This window comes from Pseudomonas sp. DTU12.1 (genome assembly GCF_009873475.1).
Lineage (GTDB): Bacteria > Pseudomonadota > Gammaproteobacteria > Pseudomonadales > Pseudomonadaceae > Aquipseudomonas > Aquipseudomonas proteolytica.
The window spans coordinates 4,026,894-4,046,298 of the sequence record NZ_CP045254.1 but is presented as its reverse complement, the minus strand read 5'-3'; the positions used below and the strand labels follow the sequence as shown (position 1 = coordinate 4,046,298).

Sequence of the window (19,405 nt, the reverse complement as noted above, 5' to 3'; positions counted from 1 at the left end):
TGGAGTTTACCAAGTGTTCTGGTCTTCAAGGCTGGCCTTTTGGAATTCATCTTTCCATTCTTCATTCGCGATTCGATAAATCTCCATGAAAAATCCTCGTGGGTTCTCTATTTCCGTCTCATCCCAAGCCATGGTTATGTACGCATCATGGTCACTTTCAAATTCCTTGGAAAAATCGAAGTTAGGGGTTGAAAGGGCATCTTTAAGTATGATCATTAACACGTAGCGATGGCGGTAGGATAGGTACATGAGATCTTTTAAAATGAATGATTTAATGATCGTTTCTCTATCGTTTATATTGTTAGGGTTGTATTTCCAAAGTTTCTCGCCTTTAGTTTCTTCCCTGTCGTATATGGAAAGTGCGGCCAATATGTATGAAAGGGTTGGCTCAAAAGGTTTATCCGCAAAAGGTGATTTCAGCATGGTCTGTTCAATATGGAAAAGCGGTGAATGGGCGGGTAGGGTTATTTTTGTCGAATCTCACTTCCGCATTGTTTAGGTTTTCAACTCGTCTAGGGTTCTGTCTGTCATTTTTATTAGGTTTATACCCATGTCCTGCTCCGGAGACTTCCATTTTTACAACGGGGTTTCCTTCACTGTCAAAGCCTGTTGGTGATGGTTGTTTTCCTCGCATTTTGTATAAGGCTTTATTTATTGTATGCATCTGTAATTTCCAGCTTGTGAATTTTGAACTTGAACTAATCACTCCTCCTCTTCCAGTTGTGGGGTTGGTTCCATCAATAGCGCGTTGCCTCATCGCTATATCCGGAATCTCGGGTCCATGTTTCGCTACCGTATGCATTCTGTACTTATTTTCCCATTCGAGGACCCGTCGTTTAGCGTTTGCCTCTGTTTGCTCATCAATCTTTGCTTGTCGTTCAGAGCGCGTCGGCCGGGGAAGGGCAGGCTCTGCGTGATTAACATTCGTCGTAAGGCTGGCGTCGCCCGCCGGTTTACCCATCCCCACCGGGACACGCATTCAACCCCAACGGATCCACCCACCCCGTAGGGTTAGGCACATACCAGGCTGGCCTTTTGGAATTGTTTAAAATAGATTCGCTACGTTTATTTCGTTATGGTGTTCTGTTCTGCGAGTAGATACTCATTGAATTTGCTAACTATATGGGTTAGCCACAACAATCCTGATTTCCACTGGTGTGGATAATAGTAATAGCAGTATTGTTCCTGGAATAGGTTTTCTTGGAAGTCTAATTCATTTGTGTATGAATTGATCATCTCTAGGATTTCCTGCTTTACAGTTATAATTATGTCTTTAGATGAGTCTTTTAGAAAGCCATCAATGACGTCGTCGGCCGAAGAGTAGTCTTCCATCCAGTCTTGGTTGAAGTAGGCTCCAAAGAATTGTTGGAGTTCTGTCAGTGGCAGATTCATTTTTCTGGATATCCTGTTAGCAATAGATAGCCGTCTGGCATGTTAGGTAATCGTTTTGGAACTAACAAAAAACTTATACGCAGCACAGAGTTTTTAGCTTCCCTTAACAAATTTCGTCCTGCGGGTTGGGTTGAACTGTCTCTAATCGGAAGCTTGCTCGTGTGTCCATTTAAAAATCTCATTATTTCTTGGTTGGCTAAAGGGCCGGATCTATTTCACATCGTGGACGGGCAATGGATACAAATGTTGGCCGCCGTTCATCAAACGTTAGCGTATGGATTCACCGAGACGTAAAAGTTAAGGAATCTGGGGTAGTAGTGGCGGATTTATCACAGTGTCGACTCGCGACCAAATAGATTCGCCCCGTTTATAGTCTCGGTTATCCATGTTGCAGTGAGGCTGCCCAGTGCTTACGAAAATTTATCTGATCTTCAATATCGTTGGTTAGGTCATTTTCTTCGTGGTCGAAGATACGTACGAGCTCCCCGTCAGATTCGCCAAGTGTTAGCTCATAGGCAACAACCCCACATGACATTTGTGATGCCATGGCAGAGGGGTAGACATTTATTTTGGAGCCTTTACATAAAAATCGGATATGGCTAAATTCTTTTCTCAACAAGCCAAAACATCTGTAAATGTCTAGGTCGGTGTAGTTTTTTTCAACTCCAGAAGAGAATAATATAGCGAGGGTGCATTTGTTTCTGTCGTAAGTGATTATGGCTTTTTCACATAGGCCATTATTGATGATTGATATTTCCTGTGTTGACATTTTTATCTCCTGTTGGGGTTTAATAAAGAGTAGCCTTTGTGGGAGCCGTCATCATTCAATGGTGTTGCACCTATAATATCTTTGGTGTCAATACGGTTTGGAATCGCAATTTCAACCTCCCTTTTAAAGTCGGAGCGTTTGCCAAGTTCTTTGTTGACGTCTCGCCCGGGTATCATTTTTAAAGTATATAGAAACCCCTCCTCCAATCCAAAGGTCGTTGCAAACATCACTCCTTGCTCTCTAGATGTCGATGTGCTTACAAAGTTGCTGGGAGGGTTCATATTGTTTTGGGAGTGTAAGTACAGATCTGTGCTTTTTCCTCTGCTATTGAAACCCGTCTCGAAGATTTCATCGGGTTCTCTAGAGTCTCCTCTATAAAGATATTTTTTCTCCTCAATGGGTTGGGGGAGTTTCGGCGCGTTCTCCTCAACGCTTTTCGGGTGTTCGTTTGGCTTTTTTGCCTCTGGTTCTGGATTACACCCATCCGTACCAGGGCATCTACTCAACCCCAACGGATCCACCCACCCCGTAGGGTTGGGCACATACAAATACCCGTTCACCCCACCCGCCAACTTCACCGGGTCGGGGGTCAGGTAGCGTGCGTTGTCCGGATTGTAGTAGCGATGCCGGTTGTAATGCAGCCCGCTTTCCCGGTCGTAATACTGCCCCTGAAAACGCAGTGGATTAGCGACCTCGCCTACATCCAGCCGGGTGATTTTCCCGTAGGCCTGGTAATGGGCTGACCAGACGATTTTGCCGTCTGCATTCGTTAGCTCTTGCGGCGTGCCCAGGTGGTCGAGTTGGTAGTGGAAGACCTGTGTATTGGCCGGCCCGAAACCTTCGAGCAAGGCCAGTGGCCTGAAGCTGTCAGGCTCGTAGAGGTAGCTGCGGTGCTGGCCATGGGTGTGTTCGGCGATGAGCTTGTCGCCTTGCCAGAAAAACTCGGTGGTCTTGCCCGCCACGGTTTTGCTGATGCGCCGGCCAAACGGGTCGTAGCGATAGCTGGCCTGGCTGCCGTCCGGTTGGGTGATGCCGATCAGGCGGTGCTGGCAGTCGTAGCGGTATTCGGTAACCAGTTGCTGCGCGCGGCCGCGGCGTTCGCGTATGAGGTTTCCGAAGGCGTCGTAGTCGTAATGCCGGTCGCCTTGTAGTAACAGGCGGTTGCCGACGACGATGCCGGGGCCTGGGCGGTCTTGCATCAGCAGGTTGCCCGCCGGGTCGTGGGCGAAGCGTTCTTGCACGTCTTGCGAGTGGTCGGCGCAGGTCAGGCGGTCGAGGGGGTCGTAGTGGTAGTCGTGCTGGCCCTTGCGGGTGTCGAGCAGGCGGGTGAGGTTGCCGGCTGGGTCGTAGGTGTAGCGGCGAAGGCCGTGGCGGTGTTCGTGTTGGGCCAGGCGGCCCTGGTCGTCGTAGTGGTAGTGGCTCAGCAGGTGGCCCTGCTGGCGCTGCTGTTCGCGGCCGGCCTTGAACAGGTGCGAGGTGAGTGTGCGGCCATTGAGCTCAACGGTGGCGAGGTGGCCGCCCTTGTCGTGGTTGAAGGTCAGGTGGTTGTTGTCGGGCAGGCGCAGGTGGTCGAGTTGGCCGCAGCTGTCGTAGCCGTAACGCAAGGTGCCCCAGCCTTGATGTTCGGCGGTCAGGCGATTCTGGCTGTCGTATTCGTAGTGCAGCGGCCAGTGGCCGTCGTCGACGCTTAGGAGATTGCCGAGGCGGTCGTAGGTGTAATCCACCGTGCTGCCATCGGGTAGGGTTTTTCGGATGAGGCGGCCGGCGTTATTGCGCTGGTAGGCGGTAATCAGCTGACGGTCATCGTCGCCGAACTCGGTTTTTTCCTGCAGGTGGCCGTTGAGGTCGTAGACGTAGGCGGTGCGTTTGCCGTCGAAGCCGGTTTCCTGCTGGATCAGGCCGTTGGGGTGGTACGCCAGTTGATAGCGCTCGCCTGACTCGTTTTCGATTTCGGTCAGCAGCAGGCGGGTGTTGTCGTAGCGGTACTTGAGTTGAGAACCGTCGGGGTTGATCCGACGACTGATCAGGTGCAGTCCGTCGGCATATTCATACCGGGTCACACGCCCCAGTTCATCGCGCTCGGCGGTGACTTTTCCGTAGGGGTTGTAGCTCAATTCGCGGGTGGCGCCGCCCGGCAATACCACCTTGAGCAGGCGGCCTACCGCGTCCCAGTGATAGTGGGTCAGCGCGCCGTGTTCATCTTCACGGGCAATTTGCCGGCCCAAAGCGTCGTAGCGATAACGCCGCACGCCGCCATTGGGCAGTTGCTCCGCAACCAACTGCCCAAGGTCATTCCAGGTCAGGCGCTGACAGCTGTGGTCCGGATGCCAAACCGCTAAAAGCTGCCCGCGCTTGTCATAGCTGTACTCAGTAACGTTGCCATCAGGATCAGTCTGGCGGGTGATATCGCCCTGATCATTACGCTGGTACTTCCAGACCGCCGCACCCCGGCGCATGACCCGTACGAAGCCGTGCTCATACTCGTAGGCGGTAGGCTCGTCATCCCCCGGAAACAGCGCCACCAAGCGCCCAGCCTCGTCGTACTGATAGGCCGTAATCGCGCCGAGGGGATCCTGCTCAACCGTCAGCCGGCCCTGAGCGTCGTAAGACTTAAAATGCTCGCCGCCGTCCGGATCAACCCGCTGCACCAGCCGTGCGCGCGGGTCATGCACATAGACTTCCTGGCTGCCATCGGCGTTGAGCAGGGTGACGCGGCCGTCGTCATCCCAGACATAGCGCGTATCCATCTGCGCAAAACTGGCCCAATGCCGCACACAGCGCGCTGCCTTGCCAGACCGTTCCCACGCCCAGAAGAAACTCGCCCCACCGGCCAACTGCCGCTCAGTGATCACCGCAAGGCTGTCGTACTGATAACGCTCGCTTTCGCCTACAGCATTGGTCGCCTCAACCAGTCGCCACTGTTCGTCGTAGCGGTAGGAAACGACGTTCTGCTCAGTCACCCAGGCGTCATCCGCTTCGCTTTCCACGCGAAACACCTGGTAGTCCACCGCCACGATGTGCCCGCGCTGGTAGCGAAACAGCAGCGCCCGCCCGGCATCGTTATCCAGGCGCAGAATCCGCCCCAACCCATCGCGGGAAATGCGCAGGCGGTTGTCATACCCATCGCTGATCGCCGTCAGCACACCGCCCTGGAAGTGGTAGAACCGTGCTCCTTGAGCCAGCACCAACTCATCCGACGCTGCCCCCAGATAAATCGCTGCTTCAGCCAGGCTATTGCTGATGGCTGGTCGCTCTACGGAGGGCAGGGGAAAGGTGGTGCTGCGGTTCTCGTGATCGGTCCACACCACTGACTCGCCGGTTACCTCCAGCCGCTGCGCCAGGGAATGGCTCCAGCCAAAGCCCAAGCCGCTATCCACCTCCACGGCACTGGTGCGATACAGCCGCGTCCAGGCAAATGGCAATACGCCCTGCAACTCGCCATCGGTCAGGGTCAGCAGTTCTTCGCCGGTGACCATGGACACCGGGCAGCCATGGGTCGCGGTTTTATCGGCGCTGGCGCTGGCTGCGCCGTTGGGGTTTTTCGCGGAGGAGGGCGCGTCGTCCACCGCCTCATGTTTGATCAAGGCCGTCTTGGGCGCGGATTTTTCCCGTACCAGTGGCACCGGATTGGCGACTTCAATCGCGCCGGCCTTGAGTGGCACGCTGGGCACCGTTTTGATCTGTGTTGCGGGGCTGCCTAGCAATAACGGCTTGAGCGCCTCGGCATGGGGCCCCAACCCGGTTTGTGCAAACGGTCGGGCCAGTTGCTCCAGCCACTGGCGGACGCGACCCGACTTGACCTTGCCCAGCACCTGCGCGCCCAGGCGCACTGTCACGCCCATGCCGGCAGTGACCCACACCAGCAACAGGTTGATCAGCACTTCGGCGCTGATTTGCCCCAGCAGTTCGTTCAAGTACGGCGGCGGCAGCATGCGCAGCCAACTGACCATCGCCGACAGGTAGATGAACAGCAGCGGCTCGTCGCTGAGCACCAGCAGGCCATTGGCGATGGCCTCCTGGCTCAGTTCCAGCAGGGCATCCAGTTCGGCCTGGGTGAGGTATTGCAGGAGTTTCTCGCTGTTGGGCCCAAGGTCCGCCAGCCATTCATACAATTGCTCGATGTTGTCCCAGAGCTCATGCAGTGCGTCGCCAAATCCACGGGCATAGGCGTGGTCCAGCAGGCGGTAGCGCTGCACAAAGTTGGCTTCGGAGTAGTCCTGCCACAGCGGCTCAAATGTGCTGATCCAGTCGTTGCGCAACTGGCTTTCCAGCGGTGCAATGAGCGACTGATAAGAGGCATACAACGCCTTGACGTGGTCCGCGCAAACATTGGGGTAGAAGGTGATCCGATACGACTGGTCGCGGGTACAGTCGGTGACTTCGAGAATGCCGCTGGGGCCGATGGTTTTGTAAATGGGTTCGCCCAGCGGGCCACCGTCCTTGGGGACGGCTTGCAGCATCACCGGGGTGTTGCCGATGGGCACAAAGCGTGTGCTTTGGAACAGGTGCACCAGGGTCAACGAGCCACTGGCCTTGCACATCGCGACCGTGCTGCTGGGGGCTTTGGACGAAATGGGCGCCACCAGCGCCACCTCATCGCCCACCTTGAAGACCTGCTCGACCTCCAGCGCCGAGAAGCTCCAGAAACTCTCGGCCCACTGTTCATAGGTATTCAGGCATTGCCGGAAGTCGCTGAGGACCGCTTCGACGTCCCGTGTTTTGAAGTCCATGGCCGCCAGGACCATAAAGCCAATGGCGGCATTCAAGAGGTGGCCCCCAGGACGGGGGCATCAATTGGAAAGTACATCGGCGGTCCCTTGCGCTGTGTGATCAGGCGAGGGACTTTGCAGAGGTTTTCAGCGGGTATAAGTAGAGTTTATCTGGCCGCAGGGTGGGATATTTCGGTGGATGGCGTTGGCCAAGCGTTGACCTCGTTGTAGGAGTGGGCTTGCCCGCGATGGCGGCGTGTCAGTCACTGTAGATATTGACTGATCCACCGCTATCGCGGGCAAGCCCGCTCCTACAGGGGGATGGTGGTTTTTAGGGGGCGGGTTTGGGGGATTGCTGCCTGCTGCTTGTCCCGGCCCAGCACCAAGCTGCACAACGCCGGCAAGAACAGCAGCGTCAACACCGTCCCCACCAAAACCCCACCAATCAGCACATAGGCCAGCGACGACCAGAACACTGACAAGGTCAGCGGAATAAACGCCAACGCCGCGGCCAGTGCGGTCAATATCACCGGCCGTGCGCGGCGTACGGTGGCTTCGACAATCGCTTCGCTGGTCGCCATGCCGTGTTCCTGGTTCTGGCGGATCTGATCGGTGAAGATCAGCGTGTTACGCATCAGGATCCCGCCAATCCCGATCAGCCCCAGGATCGCATTGAAGCCGAACGGCTGGTTGAACAGCAGCAGGGTCGGCACCGCGCCGATCAAGCCCAGCGGCGCGGTGGCGAAGACCATGAACATCACGCCGAACGAGCGCACCTGGAACATGATCACCGTCAGGGTCAGCAGGATCATGATGGGGAATAGTGCCGCGAGGGCCACGTTGGCCTTGGCGCTTTCTTCGACGGGGCCGCCGATCTCCAGGTGATAGCCGGTCGGCAATCGTGCGATCAGCGGTTGCAGGTCTTTGTAGACGGCCATTTCCACATCGGGCGGCTGCACGCCGTCGACGATATCGGCGCGTACTTCGACGGTGCTCGCGCGGTTGCGGCGCTTGAGGATCGGTTCTTCCATCACCGCCTGAAAATGCCCTACCTGAGCCAGGGGCACCGATACCCCGGCGCTGTTGGTCAGGGTCATATTGGCGAGGTTGCCGAGGTCCTCGCGCTGGCTGCCCTGGGCACGGGCTACCACCGATACCGTACGGTTGCCTTCGCGCACTTCGGTGATGGGGTTGCCGCTGAGCAGGGCGTTGAGTTGGGATTTCACCTCGTCGGGGGTGAAGCCCAGCAGGCGCAGGCGATCCTGGTCCAGCACCAGGCGATAACCGCTGCTGCGCTCGCCCCAATCGAGGAACGCATCCTTGGTCAGGCGGTTGGCGGCGACCACCTGGCGCACTTCCTCAGACAGGCTGCGCAGCACATTCACGTCCGGGCCGGACACGCGAAACACCACCGGGAAGGGCACCGGCGGGCCGAACAGCAATTGCGTCACCCGTACCCGCGCTGCGGGGAATTCACCGTCGGCGATACGTTCGCGCATGCGCAGTTTCAAGGCGTCCCGGGCATGGGCATCGGCGGTTTGCACGATCAGTTTGGCGAACGCCGGGTCGGGCAATTCGGGGTTGAGCGACAGGAAAAAGCGTGGCGCGCCGCCGCCCACGTAGGTGTCGACCATGCGGGTCTGCGGTTCCTGCAGCAGGGCCTTTTCCAGTTGCGCCGCCACCGCCTCGGTGCTTTTGAAGGCACTGCCCGGCGGCATATACACCTCCAGGATCAGTTCGGAGCGGTCGGAGTTAGGGAAGAACTGCTTCTTCACCACAGCCATGCCCAAGCCGCACAGCACAAACGCCGACACGACCAGGCCGGTCACCAGCCAGCGTCGGCGCATGCAGGTTTGCACCAGGTCGCGCAGTTTCTGGTACCAGCGGCCGGCATAGATTGCGTCGTGGCCGCCGGGCACCGGCTGGATGTGCGGCAGCAGCTTGACCCCCAGGTACGGGGTAAATACCACCGCCACCAACCAGGAGGCGATCAGGGCAAAGCCAACGATCCAGAAAATATTGCCGGCATACTCGCCCGCACCCGAACGGGCAAAACCCACCGGCAGAAAGCCGATGATCGTCACCAGGGTGCCGGTCAGCATGGGGGCGGCGGTGGAACTCCAGGCAAAGGTGGCGGCGTGGATGCGGTCGAAACCTTCTTCGAGCTTCACCACCATCATTTCAATGGCGATGATCGCGTCGTCCACCAAAAGCCCCAGGGAAATAATCAGCGCGCCGAGGGTGATGCGGTCAAATTCGCGGCCGGTCAGCAGCATGATCACAAACACGATGGACAGGGTCAGCGGCACCGCGGCCGCCACCACCAAACCGACGCGAAAGCCCAGGGCCAACAGGCTGATGAGCATCACCACCGCCAGGGCGACGAAGAATTTGAGCATGAATTCATTGACTGCCAGGCTGATGTTTTTCGCCTGGTCGGAGACTTTCGCGAAGTTGACGCCCAGGGGCAGGTCTGCCTGGATCCTGGCTTCCTCGGCCTTGAGGCTCTTGTCCAGGTCCAGGCCGTTCCAGTGTTTTTCCATGATGATGCCGAGCATCAACGCGGGGTCGCCCTGGTGGCGGATGCGGTAGCTGGGCGGGTCTTCATAGCCACGGCTGACGGTGGCGACGTCGGCGATGCGCAGCACTTTGCCGTCCACCGGCAGCGGCACGTTTTCGATCAGCGCCAGGCTGTCGAAGGCGCCGTCGATACGGATATAGGCGCGGGCACCGGCGGTTTCGACAAACCCCGACGGGGCCACGGCGTTTTGCGCAGCGAGGGCGGCGAAGATCTGTTCGGGTTTGATCCCGAGGGTGGCCAGGCGCTCGTAGGAGAACTCGACAAACACCCGCTGCGCTTGTTCGCCGAGGATATTGACCTTCTTCACCCCCGGTAGCCTGAGAAAGTCCTGGCGCATGGCTTCGGCCATCTGCACCTGTTGGCGATGGGGCAGGTGTTCGGCTTCCAGGGCGTACAGGGCGAAGTACACATCGGAATATTCATCGTTGAAGAAGGGCCCGATCACGCCCTTGGGCAGCCTGGCCGCTTCGTCGCTGAGTTTTTTGCGGGTCTGGTAGAACAGGTCCTGGATTTCATTGGGGCGCGTGGACTCGAGAAAGGTCATGCGCATCGACACAAACCCCGGTTGGGCGATGGTTTCCACACGATCGTAGTAGTCCAGTTCCTGCAGGCGCTTTTCCAGGCGGTCGGCCACTTGCTCCTGCATCTCCTGGGCCGTGGCGCCGGGCCAGGCGGCGGTGATGGTCATGACCTTGACCGTGAACAACGGGTCTTCGGCGCGCCCCAGTTTGCCAAAGGAAAAAATCCCGGCGGCGAGTATCGCGAGAATCAGGAACAGCGTGACGGCGCGGTGTTTGACCGCCAGTGCGGAGAGGTTCAGGCCATGCATGCTCAAGGTTCCTGCCGGCGATTGAGGGACAGTGCCTGGGCGGGCAACAGGTGCACGCTGTCACCCTGGTGCAGCAGATGCGCGCCGAGGGCGACGATCAGTTGGCCGGGGCTGACGCCGCCAGAAAGCAAGGCTTCTTCCTGGCCCAGGCTGGCCACGGTGACCGGGGCGAAGCTGACCTTGTCATCTGTTCCAATCAGCCACACCCCGGTGCCGCTGCCGGCATCCTGCAGGGCGCCGATCGGCACGCGGGTCTGTGGCGGCTGGCCGTTGCCTTGCAGGCGCAAGGTGATGGTGGAGCCGAGGGCGAAACGCTCACCCGCACCGTGCAACACATAGCGCGCGCGATAGGTGCGGGTGACGGGATCGGCGCTGGCGGACAGTTCACGCAAGGTCGCGTTGACGGCTTGGTCCGGTGCACCGAAGGGTAAGGCCAGGGCTTTTTGCGAGGCGCGGTCGCGCTGGTTTTCCGGCAGGTTGATGACCGCTTCCCGCGCTCCGTCGTGGGCCAGGCGCGCGACGATCTGCCCTTCGGCCACCACCTGCCCGCGCTCTACCCGCACGTCGGTGATCACTCCGTCGCCATCGGCCCTGAGCACCGAGTAGGTACGACGGTTTTCGATCTGGCTGGCATCCGACTGGGCGGCGGCAAGCTCCGCTTCGGCGACCCGCAGGTTAGTCGCGGACTGTTCGAAAATCTGCCGTGACACCGCGCCGGTACTGGCCAGGCGCTGGTAGCGGTTTGCGTCATCGCGGCGCTGGCGTAACTGGGCCTGGGCGGCGTTGACGCGGTTTTTCGCCGAACGCAGCGCCAGTTCGAAGTCGCCGATATCCAGCACCAACAAGGTATCGCCCCGGGACACATGCTGGCCGGGATCGACCTTGCGTTCGATCACCTTGCCGCTGACCCGGAAGCCCAGGTCACTTTCAGTACGGGCCGCCACCACGCCGGTATAGGCGTTCTGCTGGCTGGCGGCGGCTTCGACCTTGGCCGCCAGCACCGGGCGCGGCGGGGCAGCGTTGGCGCTGGGGTCGGCCTGGCTGTTGCAGCCGCTGAGCAGGAGCAACAGCACCAGGGGCGGGAAAAGGCTGTGAAGGGGAGGGCGTGGGCTCATTTCAGGCTCCTGGCGGCGCTGGGTTGGTGAAATTACAAGCGTAATATTTTGCCGAATATTACGGCCGAAATATAATTTAAGCCAGCCCTTGTTCAGGTTTTGTAGGCGTCGGCTCGCCGGCGATGGTCGTTCAGGATGAGGTCAGATACCTGGCGCTCCGGGGTGTTCTTGCTGGCGTCATCGCTGCATCGGTATCTACACAACTTTGCCGCAACGCCTAAATCCAGGCAGATAGCGCAGTTGTGGCGAGCGGGCTTGTCGGAACGCCGCATCGCCCGCGCTGGGCTGCGAAGCAGCCCTAAACCCGGCCATCGCGGTTTATCTGAAGAAACGTGGAGGGCTTTTTGGGCTGCTTCGCAGCCCAGCGCGGGCGATGCGGCGTTCCGACAAGCCCGCTCGCCACAGGGGAGTTCGTCAGTTTCTGAAAGTTGTGTAGATACTTATGGTCATCGCTGGCAAGCCAGCTCCTACAAAAGCAAGCGGCCAGGGACGTGGGTGGAGTTGTCACACTTTGTCCAAGTTATTGGGGTGTAGATGATTACGATTCTCTTTTGAGAATAATCCTGAAGGTCTACGCCATGCTTCCTGCTTTTCGTCTTGCGCCGCTGGCCCTGCTGGTGGCCGGCAGTCTCAACGCTCACGCCAACGAGCCTGCGTCACTGGAACTCAATGAAGTGGTGGTCACCGCTTCCGGCTTTGAACAGAACGTCGAAGACGCACCCGCTTCGGTCACCGTGATCGACGGCGAGGCCTTGCGCCGCAAGTCGTACCGCGACCTGGGCGATGCCGTGCGGGATGTGGAGGGCGTTACGGTCAATGGCGGGACCAATGAAACCGACATCTCGATCCGTGGCATGCCCGCCGACTACACGCTGATCATGGTGGATGGCAAACGCCAGAGCGCCCGTGAATCGCGGGTCAATGGCAATAGTGGTTATGAGCAGAGTTTTGTACCGCCAGCCGCCGCCATCGAGCGCATCGAAGTGGTGCGCGGGCCAATGTCGTCGCTGTACGGTTCCGACGCCATCGGCGGCGTGATCAACGTGATCACGCGCAAGGTCTCGCCACAATGGGGCGGTTCGATTGGCTATGACTACTCGGCCCGCCAGCACAGCGACCAGGGCAATGCGCGCCAGACCCAGTTCTACCTCAGCGGCCCGCTCAAGGAAGACCTGCTCGGCCTGCAGGTGTGGGGCCGTTACCTCGATCGCCAGGCCGATGACGATATCGAGCAGACCAATGGCTTCAGCAAGGCGGATCACCGCGATCTCACTGCACGACTGGCCTTCACCCCGAGCATCGACCACGACATCCTCCTCGAAGCCGGGGCCACGCGCCTGAAAAACGGTGATGGGATCAGCGCCAACTGGGCCACCCGCGAGCAGGAGAACAACCGCGATCACTGGTCGCTGTCGCACCAGGGCCGCTGGGGCTGGGCCACCTCGGACATCGCCTTTTCCCAGGAAACCTCCACCCGTGAAGGCCGTGCCACGCCAGCCCAAACCGATATTTTCGGACGCAAGCCCGAGGTCAAGAACAGCGTGTTCGACGCCAAGTTGGTAGTGCCCACCACCCATAACGTCAGCACCGTGGGCATGCAGTGGAACGAAAGCCAGCTGACCGACTGGAACCAGGGCCTGGGCGACCGTGTGGACTACGAGTTCTCGGTGGTGCAAAAAGCCCTGTTTGCCGAGAACGAATGGTCGGTCACCGACAGCTTCGCCCTGACCACCGGCCTGCGCCTGGATCATCACGAAGAGTACGGTGCCCACGTCAGCCCACGGCTCTATGGGGTGTGGCGCGCCACCGAGCAGTGGACGTTCAAGGGGGGGATCGCCCGTGGCTTCAAGGCCCCGGAGATCCGTGCAGTCGTGGCGGACTACGCCTACCTGCGGCGCAACCGCTTTGTGATGTTCGGCAACCCGGACCTCAAGCCAGAGACCAGCACCAACTATGAAGTCTCGGCGCTGTGGAGCAACCGTGATGATCTGTCGGCGGGCGTGACCCTGTTCTACAACGACTTCCAGGACAAGCTGTCCACCGTGACCACCGACCAGCGCTGGAATGGCTACACCATCATGGAGCGGGTCAACGTCGACAAGGCAATCATTCAGGGCGTGGAGCTTAACGGCCAATGGGATATCAACCCCAGCGTGCTGCTCAAGGCCAACTACACCTACACCGATTCCGAACAGAAAACCGGCGCCAACGCTGGCGCGCCCCTGGCCCTGACCCCCAAGCAAAAGGCCAATGTGCGCACCGAATGGAGCATCAACGACCGCGCCCAGGCCTGGGCGTCGCTGAGCTACTACGGCGAGGAAACCGGCAACACCCTCACCAGCGAAAAACCGGCGCCGGGCTACACCACGGCCGACCTGGGCGGCTCGTTCGATGTGACCGACTCGCTGGTACTGAATGCCTCACTCAACAACCTGGCCAACAAGCGCCTGGATGACGAGACCTACGGCACGGTGAACTACGGCCGCACCTTGTGGATGGGCGCAACGCTCAACTTCTAGGTCAGTTGCAGACGGCCTTTGTGATGGCTAGGAGGCTTGCTGTGGAAAAAGGGCTTGCTGTGGCGAGGGGGCTTGCACCCCGCTGGGCTGCGAAGCAGCCCCAATCCCTAAGATCCACTGCGCTTTATCAGATACACCGAAGTGGCATGTTTTGGGGCTGCTGCGCAGCCCAGCGGGGGACAAGCCCCCTCGCCACAGCAAGCCCTACAGCCACATCAATCTAAGCCGCCTGGGGCAGGCGCACCACCGCACACAGCCCGGCCGGTGGGCGGTTTTCCAGGAGCAGTTCGCCGCCATGGGCCTGGATGCACGAGCGTGCAATCGCCAGGCCCAACCCCAGGCCACCGTCGCTGGCGCCCAACTGCACAAACGGCTCGAAGACCTTGTTCAGCCAGTCCTGGGGCAGGCCGCTGCCATGATCGAGAATCTCCACGCACAGCACACCGCTGTCCTCGCGCTTGAGGCTGATACAGGCATCGCCACCGTGTTTGACGGCGTTGTCGATCAGGTTGGTCAGGGCGCGCTTGAGGGCCAGCGGGCGGCAATCGAGCAGCAGCGGTGGGGCGCCTTGCCAGGTGACCGGTTGCTGCATGCGCCGGTAGCGTTTGGCCAAGTCATCCAGCAAAGCGCTCAGCGAGGTGCGGCGGGTGGCTTCCTGCACGGCATCGTCGCGCACGAAATTCAGGGTTTCGCGCACCATGGCGCTCAGTTCGCCGAGGCTGTCGAGCATGTCGTCGCGTTCAGGGCCAGGTTCCAGCAACTCCACCTGCAAGCGCAGTTCGGTGATCGGGGTGTTGAGGTCGTGACTGACCGCCGCCAACATCCGCGTGCGCCCTTCGACATGCCGCGCCAGGTTGGCCTGCATGGTGTTGAAGGCGGTGGTCAGGTCGCGGGCTTCCTGGGGGCCGCTCAAGGGCAGCGGCGCGATCCATTCGCCCCGGCTGACCCGTTCGGTGGCCTGGGCCAGGGTCTTGACCGGGCGCACCACCCGCGCGATGAAAAACATCACGATCAGCAGCACTGGCACCGTGGTCACCGGCAGGCTGTAGGCCAGGACGCGGCCCCATTCATACGCCCCCGCGGGATGCTGCAGCGCGTTCAGGTACTGGCCGTCCGGCAGGGCGATGCTGCTGCGCAAACGCAACGGCGCCCAACCGGCGGGGCTGAACACATGGGTGCGGGCATTGGCGCCGCTGACCCGCTCCAACTGCATGCCGATGCTCACGTCTGGTGGCAGTTGCAGTTGCTGGCGCAATTCGTTGGCCAGGCGGCGCTCTTCGGGGCGCAGTTCAAACGGCTCGACTTCGGCGGTGGGGGCGATCCAGAAACGGGCGCCTTCGTTGCTCATGGCGGCCATCAAGTGCGCGGGTTCTTCGCCGTGCAGGTCGACGGCCGCGTGGTGCGCGATCACCAGGCGTTCCAGGCTGAAACTGCGCGATAGCGGGTGGATCAGGCTGCCGGTGCGTTGCAGGAACAGCATGGCGATGGCGTTGGAGGCCAGCAGCGCCAACAGCAGCAACAGGCTCAATTGCTGCACCAGCGTGCGCGGCCATAGGCGGCGCAAACGGTTCAAGAGACGCATGGGGTCACATCAGCCGCCAGCAGGTAGCCGCCACCCCAGATGGTGCGCAACAGGTCCACGGCTTCGGTGTCGTGGGCCAGCTTGCGGCGCAGGCGGCTGACCTGGCGGTCGATGGCGCGGTCGCTGACATCGCTGTCGGCGGCGGCGGTCAGGTCGATCAGGCGCTCGCGGGGCAACAGGGTATTGGGGTGGTTGAGGAACACTTGCAGCAACCGACTTTCGGCGGTGCTCAGTTGAACGGGGGGGCAGCCTTCGCGGGTCAGCACTGCGCTGATGGTGCTGAAGTGCCAGCCGGCGAAGCCATAGGTGCGGCTGGTCGGTGCCAGGGGGGCATGGGTGCGGCCCTGGCGACGCAGCACGCTGTTGAGGCGTGCCACCAGTTCCCGGGGTTCGAAGGGCTTGGTGATGTAGTCATCGGCACCCAGGTCCAGGCCCCGGATGCGGTCGGCGGCGGCATCGCGGGCGGTCAACAGGATCACCGGGGTGTTGCTGCGCCGATGCAATTGGTTGCACAACTCGAAACCGTCGCCATCGGGCAGCAGCACATCCAGCACGATCACGTCGAAGGCCTGGGTCTTGAGCAATTGCCACATGCCCGCTGCATCTTCAGCGGTGCGCACTTCGAAGCTGTGGCGACGCAAATAGATGGCCAGCGGCTCGCGGATCTTGCGGTGGTCGTCCACCACCAGGACGCGCGGCGCTGCCGGCGCAGGAGCAAATGGCATGGTGGCCCTCGGGGAGTTGAACGGGAGAGTGGGGATATTACTACGAGTCATTATCATTCACTCGCTTTATGCGCCACCGTTCCAGGGTCGTCCCATGTATGGAACGATGCGAGCCAAATCCGCCGTCTACCGCCTTATTGGTATTGGATTTAAGGTGTATGCACATTGGAGGACCATCATGAAAAACATCATCGGTATCTACACCAGCCCACGTGGCCATTGGGTTGGCGACGGTTTCCCGGTTCGCACGCTGTTTTCCTACGACACCATGGGCAAGCACATCAGCCCGTTCCTGCTGCTGGACCACGCCGGCCCGGCGGATTTCACCCCCACCACGCAGCGACGTGGCGTGGGCCAGCATCCCCATCGCGGCTTTGAAACCGTGACGATCGTTTACGAAGGTGAAGTCGAGCACCGCGATTCAACCGGTGCAGGCGGCACCATCGGCCCCGGCGACGTGCAGTGGATGACGGCAGCCAAGGGCATCCTGCATGAGGAGTTCCATTCCCAAGCCTTCGCCAAACGAGGTGGGGCCCTGGAAATGGTGCAGCTGTGGGTCAACCTGCCGGCCAAGGACAAAATGAGCGACGCCGGCTACCAGACCATCCTCGACGGCGATATCCCCGCGTTGCCCCTGGCCAACGGCGCCGGCAGCCTGCGCCTGATCGCCGGTGAGTTCGCCGGCCACACAGGCCCGGCGCGCACCTTTACGCCCATTGATGTGTGGGATCTGCGCCTCAATGGCGGCAAGGCCGTGACCTTTGACCTGCACGCCGGGCGCAATACCGCGCTGGTGGTGCTCAAAGGCACCGTGCAAGTCAACGGCGGTGAACTGGCACGCGAAGGGCAACTGGTGCTGTTCGAGCGTGATGGCGAGCAGATCAGCCTGGAGTCCAATGCTGACGCCATGGTGCTGTTGCTCAGTGGTGAACCCATCGACGAGCCCATCGTCGGTCACGGTCCGTTCGTGATGAACACCGAGCAAGAGATCCACCAGGCCTTTGCCGACTTCCAGTCCGGCCAATTCGGCCAACTGCACGGCGCCGCCAGCTGATTGGCGGCGCCCTATACCCGCCAACTGCATTTCGTGCGATCTTCAGGGCATTCGCCCTGGAGTCGCCTGGATGCTGTCTTTTATCTCCGATCACCCGATGCTGTGCGCCCTGGCGCTGATCATTATCGATATCTTCGTCTGGCGTCTGTTTTCGGCCAGCCCCGGCAACTGGAAACTGATCGCGCGCCTGGGGATTTTCGCCGTGTTCAGCGCCGTGCTGTTCAACGACGGCATGAACCCCATGCAACTGGCACCCTATGCCGACAACACCCCGCTGCACCTGGCCGCCACGGCGTTGCAGATCGGCTGGTGGTTGTTCGCCGCGCGCACCCTGACGGTCTTGCTCGGGGCCTTGATGATGCAACGGGTCGGCCATACCGGGCGGTTGCTGCAAGACCTGATGGGCGCGGTGATCTTCCTGATCGCGATCATCGCGGCCATGGCCTACGTGCTCGACCTGCCAGTCAAGGGCGTGCTGGCGACGTCCGGCGCGGTGGCGATCATCGTCGGCCTGGCCTTGCAAAGCACCTTGAGCGACGTGTTCTCCGGGATCGTGCTCAATACCACCAAGCCCTACCAACTGGATGACTGGATCTCCATCGACGGTACCGAAGGCCGGGTGACGGACATCGACTGGCGTGCCACGCGCCTGCAAACCTCCCAGGGCAGCATGGCAGTGATCCCCAATTCGTTGGCGGCCAAGGCCAAGATCATCAACTTCTCGCGCCCGGCCGATATGTTCGGCCTGGCGGTGAGCCTGCAAGTCAGCCCCCATGCGCGCCCACAAACAGTGCTCGAAGCCTTGGAACGTGCCATGCAGGGCTGCCGGCAATTGCTGGCCAAGCCGGCGCCAAGCGTGGCGTTCAAGACCTCCACGGGCGGCGGTGTGGAATATGAAATCAGCGGCTTTGTGCCCGCCATGGGCCTTAAACGCGAGGTGCGCAATCAGCTTTATGACCTGGCCTACCGGCATTTGCAGGCGGCTGGCGTCAGCCTGCTGTCGAGCGCCGAGAGCCCCACCTCGCCGACCACCTCGCCGGCGCGGGCGCTGCTGGAAAGCTCCAATATCTTCTCGACCCTGCGCCAGGAAGAGAAGGAAACGTTCAGCCAGAACATGACCCTGCACACCTTCCGCGCCGGCGAGATGATCCTGCCGACGGGGGAGGTCAGCGATCATCTGTTTATCATCGAGTCCGGGGTGGTTTCGGTGATGCTGGCCAAGGCCGGGCACACGTTCGAAGGCGGGCGCATGGGGCCGGGAGAAGTGATTGGCGAAGCCGGGATCCTCGGTGAGCAAGGCGTGCCGGCGGACTTTGTGGCGAAGACCTACTGCACCCTCTACCGCATCGAAAAGGAATACCTCAAACCGTGCCTGGATGCGCGCCACGATATCAGCGAAGCCATGCAAAACCTCCTGGATTTCCGCCTGCACGCCGCCCAGCACCTGACCCAGGATGCGCCCATCGTGCCGGTGAAAAAGGGTTTCCTGCATTGGCTGCGCAGCCGGGCCTGATTCGCCTGGCATTGGCTACCTGTTCTTCGCCCGGATTGGCTATTTGTGCAGGGCAGTGGGGTGTTTAAGCTGGGCACCAATCCCCTCTGCCCTGGAGTTACAACATGTCTGCCCGTATCGATTTCTACACCGCTTCCCCTGACGCAATGAAAGCCATGCTTGCCCTGGAAGCGGCCGTCGGCAAATTGTCCATCGAACTGCCCCTGCTGGAACTGGTGCGCCTGCGCGTGTCCCAGATCAACGGCTGCGCCTTCTGCCTGGACATGCACACCGCCGATGCACGCAAGGGCGGCGAGACCGAACGCCGCCTGTGCACCCTTTCGGCCTGGCGTGAAACACCGTTCTTCACCCCACGGGAACGTGCCGCCCTGGCCTGGGCCGAAAGCCTGACACTGATCAGCCAGACCCACGCCGCGGACGAAGACTACGCGTTGCTCAATGACCAATTCAGCCCCGCCGAACAGGTTGACCTGAGCGTGGCCATCGCCACCATCAACAGCTGGAACCGGCTGGCGGTGGGCTTTCGCAAGATGCCCAAGTAACGCCCTATCGCGGGACTTGCCATTGTGGCGAGCGGGCTTGCCCCGCGCTGGGCTGCGAAGCAGCCCCAAAACCAG

13 protein-coding genes are annotated in these 19,405 nt (G+C 60.2%); 4 read left to right on the top strand and 9 right to left on the bottom strand.

What is annotated here, in order from left to right:
- Positions 1-6: 6 nt before the first annotated feature.
- The 7 genes from GDV60_RS17660 to GDV60_RS17630 all read right to left on the bottom strand — a co-directional run bounded on the left by GDV60_RS17660 (position 7) and on the right by GDV60_RS17630 (position 11,395).
- Positions 7-423, bottom strand: coding sequence for a hypothetical protein (locus GDV60_RS17660; protein WP_159908281.1), 417 nt, complete (start codon positions 421-423; stop codon positions 7-9).
- Positions 424-430: 7 nt separating this feature from the next.
- Positions 431-757 (bottom strand): hypothetical protein, encoded by a 327-nt coding sequence (locus tag GDV60_RS17655; protein ID WP_159908279.1) that lies wholly within the window; start codon positions 755-757, stop codon positions 431-433.
- Positions 758-1,065: 308 nt separating this feature from the next.
- Positions 1,066-1,392, bottom strand: coding sequence for a contact-dependent growth inhibition system immunity protein (locus GDV60_RS17650; protein WP_070996190.1), 327 nt, complete (start codon positions 1,390-1,392; stop codon positions 1,066-1,068).
- A gap of 379 nt (positions 1,393-1,771) precedes the next feature.
- Entirely contained in the window at positions 1,772-2,161 is a 390-nt protein-coding gene (locus GDV60_RS17645; protein WP_029293314.1) for a hypothetical protein, read from the bottom strand.
- A gap of 2 nt (positions 2,162-2,163) precedes the next feature.
- Complete coding sequence (locus GDV60_RS17640) at positions 2,164-6,891, bottom strand: RHS repeat-associated core domain-containing protein (protein ID WP_159909265.1); 4,728 nt, start codon at positions 6,889-6,891, stop codon at positions 2,164-2,166.
- 290 nt (positions 6,892-7,181) lie between these two features.
- The gene (locus GDV60_RS17635; RefSeq protein WP_159908277.1) at positions 7,182-10,280 is read right to left on the bottom strand and encodes an efflux RND transporter permease subunit; all 3,099 of its coding nucleotides are present in this window, start codon (positions 10,278-10,280) and stop codon (positions 7,182-7,184) included.
- 2 nt (positions 10,281-10,282) lie between these two features.
- A complete protein-coding gene (locus GDV60_RS17630) occupies positions 10,283-11,395 on the bottom strand; it encodes an efflux RND transporter periplasmic adaptor subunit (RefSeq protein ID WP_159908275.1) in 1,113 nt (370 codons plus the stop codon).
- A gap of 578 nt (positions 11,396-11,973) precedes the next feature.
- Between GDV60_RS17630 and GDV60_RS17625 the strand changes: the two genes are divergently transcribed.
- On the top strand, positions 11,974-13,914 hold the full coding sequence (locus tag GDV60_RS17625) for a TonB-dependent receptor domain-containing protein (protein WP_159908273.1): 1,941 nt from the start codon (positions 11,974-11,976) through the stop codon (positions 13,912-13,914).
- A 220-nt stretch (positions 13,915-14,134) separates the two neighbouring features.
- Here the strand turns inward: GDV60_RS17625 and GDV60_RS17620 are convergent, their stop codons facing one another.
- Positions 14,135-15,454 carry a HAMP domain-containing sensor histidine kinase gene (locus GDV60_RS17620; protein WP_133715157.1) on the bottom strand — a complete coding sequence of 440 codons (1,320 nt, stop codon included), beginning with the start codon at positions 15,452-15,454 and terminating at the stop codon, positions 14,135-14,137.
- Positions 15,455-15,483: 29 nt separating this feature from the next.
- On the bottom strand, positions 15,484-16,221 hold the full coding sequence (locus GDV60_RS17615; protein WP_092238651.1) for a response regulator transcription factor: 738 nt from the start codon (positions 16,219-16,221) through the stop codon (positions 15,484-15,486).
- A gap of 178 nt (positions 16,222-16,399) precedes the next feature.
- Here GDV60_RS17615 and GDV60_RS17610 point away from each other — a divergent pair, with 178 nt between their 5' ends.
- From GDV60_RS17610 to GDV60_RS17600, 3 genes are all read left to right on the top strand, one after another.
- Positions 16,400-17,275 carry a pirin family protein gene (locus GDV60_RS17610; RefSeq protein WP_133715066.1) on the top strand — a complete coding sequence of 292 codons (876 nt, stop codon included), beginning with the start codon at positions 16,400-16,402 and terminating at the stop codon, positions 17,273-17,275.
- Between the two features lie 70 nt (positions 17,276-17,345).
- On the top strand, positions 17,346-18,788 hold the full coding sequence (locus tag GDV60_RS17605; RefSeq protein ID WP_092238657.1) for a mechanosensitive ion channel domain-containing protein: 1,443 nt from the start codon (positions 17,346-17,348) through the stop codon (positions 18,786-18,788).
- 104 nt (positions 18,789-18,892) lie between these two features.
- Positions 18,893-19,330, top strand: coding sequence for a carboxymuconolactone decarboxylase family protein (locus GDV60_RS17600; RefSeq protein ID WP_159908271.1), 438 nt, complete (start codon positions 18,893-18,895; stop codon positions 19,328-19,330).
- Positions 19,331-19,405 lie beyond the last annotated feature (75 nt).

What these genes read in the sequence shown, in the direction of transcription:
- GDV60_RS17660 (WP_159908281.1), bottom strand. Translation starts at nt 423, where the DNA reads ATGCTGAAATCACCTTTTGCGGATAAACCTTTTGAGCCAACCCTTTCA.
- GDV60_RS17655 (WP_159908279.1), bottom strand. Translation starts at nt 757, where the DNA reads ATGAGGCAACGCGCTATTGATGGAACCAACCCCACAACTGGAAGAGGA.
- GDV60_RS17650 (WP_070996190.1), bottom strand. Translation starts at nt 1,392, where the DNA reads ATGAATCTGCCACTGACAGAACTCCAACAATTCTTTGGAGCCTACTTC.
- GDV60_RS17645 (WP_029293314.1), bottom strand. Translation starts at nt 2,161, where the DNA reads ATGTCAACACAGGAAATATCAATCATCAATAATGGCCTATGTGAAAAA.
- GDV60_RS17640 (WP_159909265.1), bottom strand. Translation starts at nt 6,891, where the DNA reads ATGGACTTCAAAACACGGGACGTCGAAGCGGTCCTCAGCGACTTCCGG.
- GDV60_RS17635 (WP_159908277.1), bottom strand. Translation starts at nt 10,280, where the DNA reads ATGCATGGCCTGAACCTCTCCGCACTGGCGGTCAAACACCGCGCCGTC.
- GDV60_RS17630 (WP_159908275.1), bottom strand. Translation starts at nt 11,395, where the DNA reads ATGAGCCCACGCCCTCCCCTTCACAGCCTTTTCCCGCCCCTGGTGCTG.
- GDV60_RS17625 (WP_159908273.1), top strand. Translation starts at nt 11,974, where the DNA reads ATGCTTCCTGCTTTTCGTCTTGCGCCGCTGGCCCTGCTGGTGGCCGGC.
- GDV60_RS17615 (WP_092238651.1), bottom strand. Translation starts at nt 16,221, where the DNA reads ATGCCATTTGCTCCTGCGCCGGCAGCGCCGCGCGTCCTGGTGGTGGAC.
- GDV60_RS17610 (WP_133715066.1), top strand. Translation starts at nt 16,400, where the DNA reads ATGAAAAACATCATCGGTATCTACACCAGCCCACGTGGCCATTGGGTT.
- GDV60_RS17605 (WP_092238657.1), top strand. Translation starts at nt 17,346, where the DNA reads ATGCTGTCTTTTATCTCCGATCACCCGATGCTGTGCGCCCTGGCGCTG.
- GDV60_RS17600 (WP_159908271.1), top strand. Translation starts at nt 18,893, where the DNA reads ATGTCTGCCCGTATCGATTTCTACACCGCTTCCCCTGACGCAATGAAA.